General features: G+C 67.2%; 15 protein-coding genes and 3 tRNA genes. 10 read left to right on the forward strand and 8 right to left on the reverse strand.

The window, feature by feature from the left end; all coding sequences use genetic code 11:
• Positions 1-34: 34 nt before the first annotated feature.
• From EXE47_RS10210 to EXE47_RS10235, 6 genes are all read right to left on the reverse strand, one after another.
• A tRNA-Leu gene (locus tag EXE47_RS10210) sits at positions 35-119 on the reverse strand.
• A 149-nt stretch (positions 120-268) separates the two neighbouring features.
• On the reverse strand, positions 269-1,021 hold the full coding sequence (locus tag EXE47_RS10215) for a DNA-directed RNA polymerase subunit D (protein ID WP_089308634.1): 753 nt from the start codon (positions 1,019-1,021) through the stop codon (positions 269-271).
• Position 1,022: 1 nt separating this feature from the next.
• Entirely contained in the window at positions 1,023-1,412 is a 390-nt protein-coding gene (locus tag EXE47_RS10220; RefSeq protein ID WP_004046448.1) for a 30S ribosomal protein S11, read from the reverse strand.
• A gap of 6 nt (positions 1,413-1,418) precedes the next feature.
• Positions 1,419-1,946, reverse strand: coding sequence for a 30S ribosomal protein S4 (locus EXE47_RS10225; RefSeq protein ID WP_006112313.1), 528 nt, complete (start codon positions 1,944-1,946; stop codon positions 1,419-1,421).
• Entirely contained in the window at positions 1,943-2,464 is a 522-nt protein-coding gene (locus tag EXE47_RS10230; protein WP_049930734.1) for a 30S ribosomal protein S13, read from the reverse strand. Before EXE47_RS10230 ends, EXE47_RS10225 begins: the two co-directional genes overlap by 4 nt.
• A 55-nt stretch (positions 2,465-2,519) precedes the next feature.
• Positions 2,520-2,605 (reverse strand) — tRNA-Ser (locus EXE47_RS10235).
• 260 nt (positions 2,606-2,865) lie between these two features.
• On the opposite strand from EXE47_RS10235, the gene EXE47_RS10240 reads away from it, so the two are divergent.
• The 10 genes from EXE47_RS10240 (at position 2,866) to EXE47_RS10290 (ending at position 11,296) form a co-directional block, all read left to right on the forward strand.
• Positions 2,866-3,906 carry a zinc-binding dehydrogenase gene (locus EXE47_RS10240; protein ID WP_086215735.1) on the forward strand — a complete coding sequence of 347 codons (1,041 nt, stop codon included), beginning with the start codon at positions 2,866-2,868 and terminating at the stop codon, positions 3,904-3,906.
• Positions 3,896-4,276, forward strand: coding sequence for a hypothetical protein (locus tag EXE47_RS10245; RefSeq protein ID WP_089308635.1), 381 nt, complete (start codon positions 3,896-3,898; stop codon positions 4,274-4,276). Before EXE47_RS10240 ends, EXE47_RS10245 begins: the two co-directional genes overlap by 11 nt.
• Positions 4,277-4,384: 108 nt before the next feature.
• Positions 4,385-4,963 carry a (d)CMP kinase gene (cmk, locus tag EXE47_RS10250; protein WP_049930728.1) on the forward strand — a complete coding sequence of 193 codons (579 nt, stop codon included), beginning with the start codon at positions 4,385-4,387 and terminating at the stop codon, positions 4,961-4,963.
• Positions 4,964-4,982: 19 nt separating this feature from the next.
• Entirely contained in the window at positions 4,983-6,008 is a 1,026-nt protein-coding gene (locus EXE47_RS10255) for an RNA-guided pseudouridylation complex pseudouridine synthase subunit Cbf5 (RefSeq protein ID WP_089308636.1), read from the forward strand.
• 23 nt (positions 6,009-6,031) lie between these two features.
• Positions 6,032-7,204: a succinylglutamate desuccinylase/aspartoacylase family protein gene (locus tag EXE47_RS10260; RefSeq protein WP_089308637.1), complete on the forward strand. Its 1,173-nt coding sequence runs from the start codon at positions 6,032-6,034 to the stop codon at positions 7,202-7,204.
• Between the two features lie 46 nt (positions 7,205-7,250).
• A tRNA-Pro gene (locus tag EXE47_RS10265) sits at positions 7,251-7,321 on the forward strand.
• 335 nt (positions 7,322-7,656) lie between these two features.
• Positions 7,657-8,220 (forward strand): hypothetical protein, encoded by a 564-nt coding sequence (locus EXE47_RS10275; protein WP_137708256.1) that lies wholly within the window; start codon positions 7,657-7,659, stop codon positions 8,218-8,220.
• A 336-nt stretch (positions 8,221-8,556) separates the two neighbouring features.
• Positions 8,557-9,033, forward strand: coding sequence for a hypothetical protein (locus tag EXE47_RS10280; RefSeq protein WP_137708257.1), 477 nt, complete (start codon positions 8,557-8,559; stop codon positions 9,031-9,033).
• Complete coding sequence (locus EXE47_RS10285; RefSeq protein ID WP_137692786.1) at positions 9,033-9,407, forward strand: hypothetical protein; 375 nt, start codon at positions 9,033-9,035, stop codon at positions 9,405-9,407. Before EXE47_RS10280 ends, EXE47_RS10285 begins: the two co-directional genes overlap by 1 nt.
• Positions 9,404-11,296 (forward strand): hypothetical protein, encoded by a 1,893-nt coding sequence (locus tag EXE47_RS10290; protein WP_137708258.1) that lies wholly within the window; start codon positions 9,404-9,406, stop codon positions 11,294-11,296. The genes EXE47_RS10285 and EXE47_RS10290 overlap by 4 nt, the downstream gene beginning before the upstream one ends.
• A 391-nt stretch (positions 11,297-11,687) precedes the next feature.
• On the opposite strand, the gene EXE47_RS10295 is transcribed toward EXE47_RS10290, so the two are convergent.
• A complete protein-coding gene (locus tag EXE47_RS10295; protein WP_137708259.1) occupies positions 11,688-11,957 on the reverse strand; it encodes a hypothetical protein in 270 nt (89 codons plus the stop codon).
• Positions 11,957-13,606 (reverse strand): hypothetical protein, encoded by a 1,650-nt coding sequence (locus EXE47_RS10300; protein ID WP_137708260.1) that lies wholly within the window; start codon positions 13,604-13,606, stop codon positions 11,957-11,959. Before EXE47_RS10300 ends, EXE47_RS10295 begins: the two co-directional genes overlap by 1 nt.
• Between the last annotated feature and the right edge of the window lie 119 nt (positions 13,607-13,725).

A 13,725-nucleotide genomic window follows, 5' to 3' on the forward strand; every position in this document is an offset into this window, starting at 1 on the left:
TCCCTCCTGAACGGAGAGTTCGTGGAAAACGGAGTGCAGGGAGCAGGATTTGAACCTGCGGACCTCTACAGGACAGCGCCCTGAACGCTGCGCCGTTGGCCTGACTTGGCTATCCCTGCGTGCACTCCACCGTATTCCGGCTCCCTTCAAACCACTTTCGGTCCCGGCGTCCCCGCGGTCGGCCGCGGGCGCTCCGTCGGTCGGAGCGGCGCCGCGGCTGCCGGCGGGGGCGACGGTCAGGGGGGTGGTTCGAAGGGCCGTCATTTCCTTATACTGCGACTTTCGTCTGTAGTTCGTCCGCGCGCTCCTCGATGGAGTCGATCGCGCGGAGCAACAGTTCCTCGACGTCGAACGAGCCGTCCGTCTCGATGTGGAAGACGAACGCGCCCGGCACGTCCTCGACCGCGACCTCTTTGCCGGGGAACCGTTCCGAGAGGTCGTTGTCGAACTCGTCCGTGAGCTCGATCTCCCCGTCCGGCGTCTCGATGACGCCGCGGAGGATGTTCGGCTCGTCGTCGTCGAACTCGCCGCGGTCGCCCTCGACCGAGACGCGCTGGAGGTGGCGGTAGCCGACGGAGACGCCGCCTTGGTGTTTGGCGTGCTCCTTGCCGGTGTCGAGGACCGCGTCGGCCTCGAACTCCAACCGCTGTCCCTCCTTCAGCTCGATGATCGGAACGTTCTCGTCGGCGACCTCGACGAGCGGGTCGCTGCTCTCGATGTCGCCGGAGTACGCCGTCGCCGGACCTTCGACGTCGAGCGCGAGGGTGACCTCGTCGCCGAGTTCGAAGTCGTCGAGCGGCGTCGTCAGGGGCACGAGCCCCAGCCGCAGGCCGATCATCTCGTCGAACATGACCGAGGAGTTCTCGACGAACCGGACGGTGTCGATCGAGAACGTCGGGACGTCGGCGATCATCGCGCGGCGGATGCCGTTGGCGAACGCCGGCGTGAGCCCGCGGATCAGCACCCGCGCGCTGCGTTCGTCCCGTTCGACGTACTGGACGTCGAATTCGTCTTCGGTCATGTCAGACTCGCTTGTTCTTCGGCGCCTTCGTCCCGTCGTGCGGGATCGGCGTGACGTCCTCGATGCGCCCGATCTCGACGCCCGCCCGCGAGAGCGCGCGGATCGTCGCCTGCGCACCGGGACCGGTGGACTTGTTGAGGTTGCCGCCGGGACCGCGCACGCGAACGTGCACGCCCTCCAGACCGGCGTCCTTGACGCGCTCGGCGACGACCTCCGCCATCTGCATGGCGGCGTACGGCGACGCCTCGTCGCGGTTCTGCTTCACCACGGTGCCGCCGGACGACTTGGCGATCGTCTCGGCGCCCGTCTCGTCGGTGACCGTGATGAGCGTGTTGTTGAACGACGCGTACACGTGGGCGATGCCCCACTTTCCGTCCTCGGATTCACTCATGGTTGGTTACTCCTGTGACTCCGCGCGCTCGGGGTGGAGATCGTCCGCGAGCGGGCTCGTCTCGTCGAAGGCGATGGCGCCCTCGTCGTCGACGTCCACCTTCACCGACGGGCGCGTGACGCGGGCGCCGTTGACGGTGATGTGGCCGTGGACGATGAACTGGCGGGCCTGCTGGGTTGAGGAGGCGAAGCCCTGTCGGTAGACGACCGTCTGGAGGCGACGCTCCAGCAGGTCGGTCACGTCGAGCGACAGGACCGTCGAGATGTCGTCGTTGTCGCCGAGGATGCCGATCCGGCGGAGCCGCGTAACGAACTCCGCGCCGGCGTCCTGTGCGGCGTCGACGTCACCCTGCGCCTCGCCGAGCAGCCGTCGGGCCTCTCGGCGCATGTTGCGCAGTTCGGACTGGGCGCGCCAGAACTCCTCTTTGTTCTTCAGACCGTACCGCGAGAGGAGGTCGGACTCCTCGGCGATGCGCTCGCCCTGATACGGGTGGTTCGGCGTCTCGTAGCCCTTGGTGTTCTTTCCGGTGCTCATTCGTCGTCACCGCCCTCGTCGTCTTCCATCTCCTCGCGGATCTCCTCGACGTTGACCCCGATGGTCCCCTCCGAGCGACCCGTGGACTTGGTGCGCTGGCCGCGGACCTTCTGCCCGCGCTTGTGGCGCACGCCCTTGTACGATTCGATGATCTTCATCCGGTTGATGTCGTGGCGCCGCTTCTCGTTGACGTCCGTGCCGACGAGGTGCGTCGTCTCTCCGGTGAAGAAGTCGTTCTGTCGGTTCGTCATCCACGACGGGACGTGGTCTTCGAGGTTCTCGGCGATGTCGACCACCGCGTCGATATCCTCCTCGTCGAGGAGCCCGAACGTGGCGTTTCGGTCCACGTCGGCCTTCTCGGCGACCAGCCGCGCCGTGCGCGTGCCGATGCCGTCGAGTTCGGACAGGCTTCGCTCGACCGTCTTCGTCCCGTCGAGGTCCGCGCCCCCGATCCGAACGAAGTACTGGAGGTCTTCCTCCTCCTCCGGCGAGTCGTCCTGTGGTTCTTCCGTGCTCATGTGTTGGTTGTGGTGAGCCCTACCGGCGCGATCCGGCGGTACTCGTCCGTTCGAGCGTTGCGGCGGGGATTCGAACCCCGGAGGCAGTGACGCCACAGAGTTAGCAACCCTGCGCCTTGGGCCAGGCTTGGCTACCGCAACCCGCGTTGTATCATCGCCCTCTCGGACTCGGGGCCCGACGCCCCTACAGTTCGTGCGTTCGTATGCTCCCGCTTTCGGTACTTAAACATCACGAAACGGTCGGGTCGCTGTGGGCGACTCGCACGGTGGCTGCGAGCGTCGTCCCGCGGGCCGCGCCGGTTCGATGGTCGCGTCAGTCCGGTGGCCGCGCCGGTTCGATGGTCGCGTCGCTCGTTTCCGTGAGGCGTACTGTTTAGTGGGTCCCGCGGGAGGGTCCGAATATGAAGGCCGTTCAGTTCGCCGACCACGGCGACCGCGACGTGATCGAGTACGGCGAGTTCCCCGAGCCCGACCCCGACCGCGGCGAGGTGCTCGTCGACGTCAAGGCGGGGGCGTTGAACCACCTCGACGTCTGGACTCGCCGCGGAATGCCCGGCATCGACGTGGAGATGCCGCACATCCCGGGGAGCGACGCCGCGGGCGTCGTGGAGGCCGTCGGTGAGGGCGTGACGCGCTTCGAGCCTGGGGACCACGTCGCCGTGAGCGCCGGCGTCTCCTGCGGCAACTGTGAGTTCTGCCGGAACGGCGAGGAGTCGCTGTGCGTCTCCTTCCACATCATCGGCGAACACGTCCGCGGCGTCCACGCCGAGAAGGCGTCGGTCCCGGCCGAGAACCTCGTCCCGGTCCCCGACGGCGTCGACTGGGAGGTCGCCGGCTCCGCGTCGCTCGTGTTCCAGACCGCGTGGCGGATGCTCCAGACGCGCGCGGACATCGAGGCGGGCGAGAAGGTGCTCGTCTTGGGCGCCTCCGGCGGCGTCGGCCACGCCGCGGTCCAGATCGCCGACCACGCGGGCTGTGAGGTGTTCGCGACCGCCTCCACCGAGGAGAAGCTCGCGCACGCCGAGGACTGCGGCGCCGACCACGTCATCGACTACGAGGCGAACGACTTCGCGGACGAGATCGCGGCGCTCACCGGCAAACGAGGCGTCGACGTCGTCGTCGACCACGTCGGCGAGGCGACCTACCCGAACTCGCTGAAGTCGATGGCGAAGGGCGGCCGGCTCGTCACCTGCGGCGCGACCACCGGCCCGAACCCGGGCGCGGGGCTCAACCGAATCTTCTGGAACCAGCTCTCCGTCATCGGCTCGACGATGGCGACGCCGGGCGAGGTCGACGATGTCCTGGAACTGGTCTGGGACGGGACCTTCGAGCCCCGCGTCCGGGAGGTCCTCCCGATGAGCGAGGCTGCGCGCGCACACGAGATGATCGAGAACCGTGAGGGCTTTGGCAAAGTGGTGGTTAGACCCGACAGTGAGCTCTGAGACCGACGCGGCCGACGGCGACGCGGCCGATCGCGACGCGGCCGCGGGCGCCGACGGCACTACCGACGGCGGCTATGTCCACGCCCCGGAGGGCGAGAGCGGCGGCGCCGACGGTACGGGGCCGTCGGAGTCGGCCGGTCGGGAGCCGGCGGCCGACGGCTTCGGCCGCGAGGGGTGGGCGCTGACGGCGGCGCTTTTCGTCTGCGCTATCGTCATCCCCGGGATCATCTACGCGTATCCGTACGCGGCCGGGTGGTTCGGGCTCCCCTTTTTCTCCACGTACCTCGTGCTGCCGCTTGTCCCCGCGCTCCTGCTCGGCCTCGTCGCCGTCTGGTCGATGACGGCCGCGACGGCCGACCCCGAGGCGTGAGCGAGCCGGGTCGGTGACGGCGAGCGAGTCCTCGACACGGGCGCCGACGGGCGCGCGCTCCCGCAGCCGAACGACAACCGTTTTGAACGACACCCGCGCAGTGGTGATATGTTGATCACCGTCTCCGGCCCGCCTGGAAGCGGGAAGAGCACCAACGCCGTCCAGCTGGCGGACGCGCTCGGTCTCGGGCACGTCTCCGGCGGCGACATCTTCCGCGAGATGGCGGCCGAACGCGACATGACGCCGGTCGAGTTCAACGAGTTCGCCGAGGAGGACCCGCAGATCGACCGCGACCTCGACCGCCGGCTCCGCGAGATCGCCGTCGAGCGCGACGACGTGGTCCTCGAATCGCGGCTCGCCGGGTGGCTCGCGGCCGACCACGCCGACTTCCGGTTCTGGTTCGACGCGCCGCTGTCGGTCCGCGCGGAGCGGATCGCGGAGCGCGAGGCGAAGCCGACCGACCGCGCGCGAACGGAGACGGAGCGCCGCGAGGCCTCCGAGCGCAAGCGGTACCGGGAGTACTACAACATCGACATCGAAGACCTCTCGATCTACGACGCCGCGTACAACACCGCCCGCTGGGGGCCCGAGCGCTTCCTCGACGTCCTCGTCGCGACCGTCGAAGCGTACGACCCCGACGACGACGAGGGGAAAGCGCCCGTCGACGGCGTCGTGTACGACTTCTGAACCCGCGACTGACCTCCGCATGACAGATCCTTCCGACGCCGACCCCGACCCGCTCAGAGCGCCTCCCGGAGAGCGGTCGGTGCCGGAGCTGCTCCGGTTCGGCGTCGTCAACCTCGACAAGCCCGCCGGGCCCTCCTCGCACCAAGTGTCGGCGTGGGTGCGGGACGCCATAGACGAGACGCTCGCGACGCTCGACCCCGAGGGGCCGCCGACCCGCGGCGTCGCTCACTCGGGGACCCTCGATCCGAAGGTCACTGGCTGTCTCCCCACGCTGACCGGCGACGCGACGCGCATGGCGCAGGTGTTCCTCGAAGGGGCGAAGGAGTACGTCGCGGTGCTGGAGCTCCACGGGTCACCCCCGTCGGACTTCCGGGAAGTCGTCGCCGAGTTCGAGGGCGAGATCTACCAGAAGCCGCCGCGGAAGAGCGCCGTGAGCCGTCGGCTCCGCACGCGGACGGTCCACGAGTTGGACCTGCTGGAGGTCGCCGACCGCCGGGCGCTCCTCCGGATCCGCTGCGAGTCGGGGACGTACGTCCGGAAGCTGTGTCACGACATCGGACTCGCGACGGGGGGCGGCGCGCACATGGGACACCTCCGGCGCAGCGCCACGGACCCGTTCGACGACCGCGACCTCCGCACGCTTCAGGACCTCGTGGACGCGCTCGCGTGGGCCGGGGACGGCGACGACGCGCTCCTCCGCGAGGTGGTCCGCCCGGCGGAGGACGCCCTCGCCCACCTCCCCGCGGTGACGGTCGCCCGGTCGGCCGCCCGCAGCGTCGCGACCGGGGCTCCCGTGTACGCGCCCGGCGTGATCGACGTCGACGACGCGGCGATCCCGGCGGCGGTCCGCGACGACGCGTCGAACGATAGCGACGCGCCGACCGACACGGATGGCGACGCGCCGACTGACCGCGACACGGACCCGGACCCGCCGCTCGCCGCGTGCTTCACGCCGGACGGCACCGCGGTCTGCCTCGGGCGCGTCGTCGGCGACCCGGACGCCGAGAACGGGACGGTCGTCGCCTTGGAGCGCGTTCTTTTATAAATTCGCCGCCCCCAGATGCGGACATGGACGAGCCGGACGCAGACGGAGGCGGAGTGGTAGCCGTCGGGAGCGCGAGCGCCGAGCCCGGAACGCTTGACCGCGGGTGGCTCACGGTCGGGGACCTGCCGACCGGCGGCACGGAACGGCTCCCGGTCGCGGTCGCGAACGGTGCCGCCGACGGGCCGACGCTGTGGCTCACCGGCGGCGTCCACGGCGACGAGGCGACGGGCGTCGCGGTCGTCCAGGACGCGGTCGCGACCTTCGGCGACCGCCTCGCCGACCTCGCCGGCGTTGTCGTCGTCGTGCCCGTCGTCTCCCCGGCCGGCCTGCGCCGGAACGCGCGAGAGACGTACTACGCCGACGAGGACCCGAACCGGCACTTCCCGGACGCCGACGCGGAGTCGGCCCGCCCGCCGAAGCTCCAAGAGCGGATCGACGCCCGGCTGTACGCCGCGATCACCGGCGAGTCGTCGGTCGAGGGGAACGAGTTCTCAGTCGACGCGGTCGGCACCGACGCGACCGCGGACGCGCTGATCGACTGTCACACCGCGGGCGTCGGTAGCGAGCCGTTCGCCATCCGCGACCGCGTGCTGTACGGTGACCGACGGAATGAGGCCGAGGCGGCCGCGCTCTCTGAGGACCTCGGCCGACTCGTCGAGGCGTTCGGGCTTCCGGTGGTCCGGGAGTATCCCGCCGCAGAGTACGTCGAAGAGAACCTCCAGCGATCGACCGCGGGCGCCGTACTCAACGAGGCGGGGATCCCGGCGTTCACGGCGGAGCTCGGCGCCCACAGCGTCGTCGACGACGCGCTCCTCGACGCTGGCGTCGCGGGCGTCGTCGGCGTCGCGGTCGAACTCGGGCTCCTTGACGAAGTACCCGAGTCGGCTAGCGAGCCCGGGGTCGGCGTGGCCCCGGCCCCTGTCGAGTTTCCCGTGCGGCGCTTCCGCGGGCCGACGACCGATATCTCCGGACTCGTCCGGCACCGGGTGGCGGCCGGGGACGCGTTCGACGAGGGAGATGTCCTCGCGAGCGTGGTCGACGCCGCGGGCGCGGAGCGCGGGACGGTCGAGGCGGACCGCGATGGGTACGTCCTCGGTCGCGCCGAGGGGCTGGCCGTCTACGAGGGCGACGCGGTCGGGAGCCTCGCGGTGCGGGACGCGGGCGACCTCGTGGTCCCGCGGGACGGCGACGACTGAAGCGAAGTCCTTAATTACCGGACCGTCGTTTTTCAGCGTGTAGTCAGGGACCGTGGGGTAGTGGTATCCTATGCGGATGGGGTCCGTATGACCTGAGTTCGACTCTCAGCGGTCCCATCAGATTCTTTATGGTTTCTCATTATCAGCAGCCTCAGGGCCTTCTAACGCCCGAAAACCGCATTCAGGGGGTGCGCTATGAACCGCCAACCCGGCGGTTCCGACGAAACCGCGCAGTGCCGGTACTGCGACGGTCACGTCTCTGATAGGTTCCGGGCTGTCTTCGGTGATGAGGACGACGTCGCACACCGGTGCCTCGGGTGTGACTGCTTCCGTCGCATCAGCCGCGGCAGCGCCGCCGGGGTCGACGTCGACCTCGTCGACCCCGCCGAGGATCCGAACCGTAACCGCGGTCAGCGTGTCGGTGCCGCTCTGCGCGCCGACGGAGGTAGCCGATGAGTCGCCCGCGCAGCCAGCCGTGGTACTCGGGCGCCCATCGGGCGCTCGAACCCGAGGTCGGGCCTGTCGACGAACACGGTCTCTGCGAGTGCGGCCACTGCGACCGCGAACAGCGTTACCGGCTGCCCTGGCCCGAGGTCGGGGGCGACGTCGCGTACTGTGGGTACCACGTCGCCCGGTACCGACATCACAACCGCGAGCTCTGGGAGCGTCTCCGTAGCCTCGACGACGTTGAGGACCCCGACGTCCACGCCGTCGCCGGCGACCGCTTCCTGACGCTCGACGAAGTCCCCAAGGAGATCTCCGTCGACGGCGAGAGGATGCGCCGCGTCGCGCTCGCTGTCGACGGCTGGGCGCTGTTCGACAGCGCTGAGCCCGATGACGACGGGAAAGTCCGATTCGTGACCGTCGATCGGAATCTCGAGCCCAGGGAGTCGGTGGAGATCAGCCGATTGTCCGCCGGCGAGTTCCTGAACTGGTTCCGTGAACACGAGGGCGTTCACGACCTCGACGCAGACGCTCGTCACGCGCTCTACGGAGGTGAGCCTCGTGATGACTGAGAGAGTCAGAGAAAACCATGAAGACGCTGATCAGCGTGTCCACACCGGAACCGAGGTGAGGGAAGAGCGCGGGCACGAGGACCTGCCTCTGACATGGTGTGTCAAGCACACCAGTAGATTGTTCAGTAGGATTAAGCATAGCTCTTGCGAAAACACAGAAATATATCAGCTGCTCGCAGGTGAATTTGAACAGCGAGATGACGCTGATCGCGACCGAGCGTCTATCGCTCGGAAGTTCCTTCTTGAGTCGACTGTGCGGGCGTACAGTGGCAGTGAGATAAATATCATATCGAGGACTAATGCCGGAAGGGCGAAGATACCCGGGAGGTTGGGCCGATGAGCAGCGATACTCTCGCTGCCGCGAAGCGCGCTGGCGAGAACGCCGAACACGAGGTCTTCGACGTCGTCGTCGAACTCGAATCCACCGCGGACAGCGAACACTACGATGCTGTCGCCGAGACTGCTATCTTCCCGCGCTCAGACCTCCCGTTTGTCGGAATCTGTGTCCTCGAAGCTGGAACTGTCGTCGAGATCAAGAGCACGATGGCGGTCTACGGGAGCGCGCAGCGTCGCGGGCGTTTCAGCCTCCGCGAGACGCAGCACGATGCGCTCCTCGACGCCGGCGGCGTCTACGTCTTCGTCGTTTGCGAGCCCCGCCCGGCTCGCCCGGCGATCGCGATGAAGGTCGTCCCCGCGACGACTGTCGAACACCTTATCGACGAGACCTCCAGCTGGCGCGATAGGCACGACGGCCGCGGTCGGGAGACGCAACTCGCCTGGTCGCGCGTGTTCGACCCCGCGGAGGTCGAGTGATGCGGTCCGACGACATCGTCCTCCGTCGTCCGATCGCGCGGTGGGTCGCTGGCGAGAAGCACGCCGCGAACCCGGTCACGAAGGACGTCGTTCTCGACTCGGTCGGGACACCGTTGGTCCCACGGCGCCGGATCGCCGGTGTCCACATCGACCGCGTCAGCTCTGAGATGGTCCCGGTCCGCGGGTATCGCGACGGTCGCTACGTCCTCGCGATCGCGCCGGAACACGCCTCCGTCGATGTGTTCGATCCGAGCGAGCGCGATCCGGGTGAGCCCGCGCTCGACGTCAGCGAGCCGTGGATCCCGCTCGTCGCGGTGTTCACCGCCGGCGAGCGCGGTGCCGTGGTCGTTCCCCGGAAGGAGGTGGAGCTTTGAGCGACGACTACCTCGAACCCGGGCCACAGGGCGACCTCGACGAGCTGCTGGGCGACGCCCAGCCCGTCACCGGTGACGACGAGGACTCGATCGAGGGCGTCGTCGACTCCGATGAGGCGCGCGAGCTCCGCGACGCCGCAAGCGAGGGCACTCGGCAGGTCCACCCCAGCAGCCCGGAGTCGACCGAGTACCGGACCTTCGATGTCGAGGGGCCGATCGAATGCGTCGAGCCGCGTGTTCACGCGTTCGGCGCGCATCTACTGTTCTCGCAGCCGGACACTCGTCAGAACGGTCACCCCGGCTCGCTGTCGCCGTACGACGCGATTGTCTCACAGTACGAGCCCAGCATCGCCGACGACGTTGGGTCGTTCGCCTTCGACGGTGAGCTCTGGGAGATCAACCCGGACAAGACGAACTACTGGTCCGGCGGTATCGCGGCGCCGTCGCGCCCCTACGAGACGTTCAACGAGTACCAGATCGCTATTCGAGCGCAGGACGGTCTCGGTGAGCGGAAGGCGTCGTTCCAGTTCCGGCCGTCGGTACCGGACGCTCGAACGGCTGACGGCGAACGGATCGGGTCGATGCCGGAAGATCTCCCGTACGGCCTGCGCGTTCAGGCGAATTCCAGCAACCTAGAGCCGGACGAGGTGATACCGCTGCTTCGTCGACTGGCTGAGGAACTCGACATCAGTACGCACTACTTCCGAGACGAGTGCGTTCACGAACACTCGAACGCTTACCAGATGGAGATGTACCTCCGCCTGGACCGCGGCGCCGGCGAGCAGCACGTCGCCGGGCAGGGCGCCGTTCTCGATCAGCTCGCGCTCTTCGGTTCGAACAACCGCGGGAAGGGCGAATACAAGTGGGACAACGAGAAGGTCATCGGTCACCGGAACGCCGTCGCGCTCGACGAGTCGACCTGGAAGAAACTCACGGAGAAGCCGAACGGCGTCGGGAAGCTGGTGAAGTACTACCATCCCGAGTTCGCCCGGTCTGAGGAGACGTCGTCGGACGACGATCCGCTCTCGGATCCGAAGCTCGAGCTCCAATGGTCGAAGGAGTACTCCGACCTCTCCTCGGTGCCCTGGAGCGAAGAAGGCGCGTTCGACGTCGAGGCGCTGCGAACGGAGCTCGACGAGTCGCTCGTGAACGTCCTCCTCTGGGCGGGACTCCCGACGCGAGCCGACCCGCGCGTCTACACGGCAGATCACTACTTCGAGGCGACCGAGTCAGAGCGAGATCTTGACATCGTTGAGAACAAGATGCCCAGCGTCCAGGAGGGCGAAGAGCAGCAGGCGGTCGCGCACTTCGCTCGAGGCGACGCGACCGAGTCCGAGCGTTCCGTGCTGGCCGCACTGACCGACGGCGGCGACGGCGCCCGCGTCGGCGAGCTCGCCGAGCTGTCGGACACGTCTCGCTCAACCGTCTACCGTGCCGCCGAGAAGTTCGACGACCTCGTCGAGGTCGCGAACGCGAAGATGTCGTTCGAGGACAGCCTGATCCGCGAGAAGTTCCAAGACCTGCTGAACACGTTCGAGGACGTCACCGACTGGGTCGTCGGTGGTGTGCGCCAGCTCGCGTCGGCGGAGACCGAGATGATCGACCAGGACTCCGCGCTCGCACGCTGGGCTCGGCGCCACGGCATCTCGATCACCGAGTCCGTCGACGGGATGGTCGTCGATCTCGGCGGCCAGCCGCTTTCGCGCGTCGAGCTCGTCAAGCTCATCCGCGCCGGCGTCGACGCCGCGGAGGATACGGGCTCGATGGCGTACCGGAAGTTCATCAGCGGCGAGTTCTCCTGGACGGAGAAGGAGAAGGGACGTCGGACGGGTCAGCGCCCGATCAACCGCAACGGGGACGTTCTCTTCTCCTCGAAGCTCCCCCGCTGACCACCGACAGTTGAGTGGCAACACTATCCTGCCCCCTGTTTCTTGTAGAAATAGTTATGTTTTAAGCGGTATCTGAGCCGATTTTGCTCTCGATCGCGGTCGCGATCGACCTCGACGTCGTCGCGAGCGCTGCGGCTGGTCAGGGTTCGATCCCACGGGCTGGGACGGACCCCTTAGGGAGTGTGCCTAAGGGCACCCCCTTCGGGGGAAAATACACAGCAACCGCTTTCAGAAGTTCCACCTGAAGCACTCGAAACAGGGGTTCGCCCCGCGAAAATTTTAGTTCTAACCACGTTGGGAGGTCTTCAGGTACTGACCGGCGCGTATCCTTTCGAACGCTCGCAGCAGCGCAGCACGCGCCGAGAAACACCCCACAAATTTCAGCCGCCGCTCAGAGTGGCAGCGGCACCGACGGCACGACCGGCAACGACGACACCGAAATCCACCCGGCGCCGATCGCAACGAGCACGAGCAACCCGACAGCGGCCGCCGCGATGAACCCGATCCGGATCGTCTCTAGCGCCGACTGTAGAATCGCGAGCACGCGATGCCCGCGCCAGATCACCAAGAGCGCGGTCGCGAGCATCCCGACCTCGACACCGTTGCCGGTCGCCAAGCTGATCACCGCATCGACGCCACCTCCGAGGGGGCTGGCCAGCATCACTCCCTCCGCGTGACGACGTTGAACACTGGCCGATCTGACTGTCGAGCGCGGTACCACAGATAGACGCCGCCGGCGACGACGAGGATCAGCAGCGGCGCCACCTGCTCGCTAGTCAGCTGTTCGATCGCCGTCTGGATCGTTCCCGGCGCGACGAACTCTAATCCGAGCACGACCGCGACGAGCGTGGACGCGAGCCACACGCGCTGGCTCACCGCGTCCGAGCGGCGTAACACCAGATACGACGCGATCGGTACGCCCGAAACCACGATTAGGATACCGGCACCCTCGGGGAGTCGAAGCAGACCCGCCCGCGCCGCGATGATCGCCGCGAGCACGCCCGTTGCGATCGACGCTCGACGGTTCGACACGACGAGATTCACAACCCGACTCATGTAGCTCAACAGCCCTTGTAGTCCTGAGAACGCGCCGCTGCCGGTCTTCTGTGCGATTCGCTTACCGACCTCGATACCGCGGCCGCCGAACGGTTCGACCCGGCGGAACACGACAACTCCGCCGAGTCCGAGCAGCCCAAGCAAGAGCAGCTGGCCACCGCCAACTCCGGAAGGCGTGCTCACGCTTCCGACCGCGGCGCCCGCTCGCTCGCGGAACTGACCGATCGGGCCGTCCGAGTCCTCTTCTCGGACTGACGCCTCGGAGTCACGGAGAATCTGCCACGTGTCCTCCGAGTCATCGTCTTCGAAGATCGCGGGAGACTGCGCCACGTCACTGTCAACGACGATCGAACGCTTGAGGCTATTCAGGAGGTACTCAACGCCAGATTCGGTGTTATAATACTCGATGGTTACGGGGTCGCCATCGCCGCCTGGTCCCGGCGACACGTCAAGTTCCGGGTTCTGCCCGGGCTCGACCACGTCGATCCGCACGTCTCCCTGCTGAGCAATGACGCGCGTCTCCAAGTGTTTCACGCGGAACGTATCTCCTGTCTTCGAATTTGGGAGATACATCTTCTGGGCGCCGCTTGAATCGATGACGACGTAGTCCTCGGTGGGGAAGATATCCGAGTACGAGTAGTGTACGCGATCGCCGTCGTCGGTCGGGCCGACATTCACGTGGAAGTCCTCGCTCCGCTCGTCGATTCGGAGCTGGGTGTCGAGCTCCTCGTGAGGCGCGGTCGGGTCGGTGATCGTGACGGCGCCGTTCCCGACCGACATCTTCCGGCCGGTCGCCCTCACATCGACCGTCGAGCCAGCGGGCACTGTCCCGCCGACGGCGTCACTCACGTAGACATCGACGGTGGTACCATCGAACCGGTAGTTATCCGCTCCGACGCGTTCCCAACCGCCGCCGCCGATCTGGTACTCGACGTTTTTTACCCCGACCACTCGTGACGATTCGAAGGGGATGGTGACCTGAGCGTCCGAGGTTTCAGCTGCGTAGGTGTGGCTGACGTTGTAGCTCTCCTCGAAGGTGGTCGCGGAGTAGCCGACGGAGATCTTGTCGGAGGCCTCGTGGCTGGCCTCGATGTCGGCGCGCATCTCGGGCGCGTCAGCTGACAGCGAGCCGTCTCCGAGTGAGACATTCAGGGTGTTGGTGCCCTGTTGTAGCTGGTCTTTCGGGATCGTGGCCGTGGCGGTCTCACCGTCGGCTAGTGTCCCCGAGTGGATGGTCGTAGTCTGACCGTTCAATTCCACGACGGGATCGCGCGTTCGGGATACCTCTGTCCATGAGGCCGACACATCGACGGGGCCGCTGACCGATATATGCCCGGACTGTGAGCCCGTCGACAGATCGACAGATTCCGTTA

The sequence above is a fragment of the Halorubrum sp. GN12_10-3_MGM genome (assembly GCF_005435235.1).
GTDB lineage: Archaea > Halobacteriota > Halobacteria > Halobacteriales > Haloferacaceae > Halorubrum > Halorubrum ezzemoulense.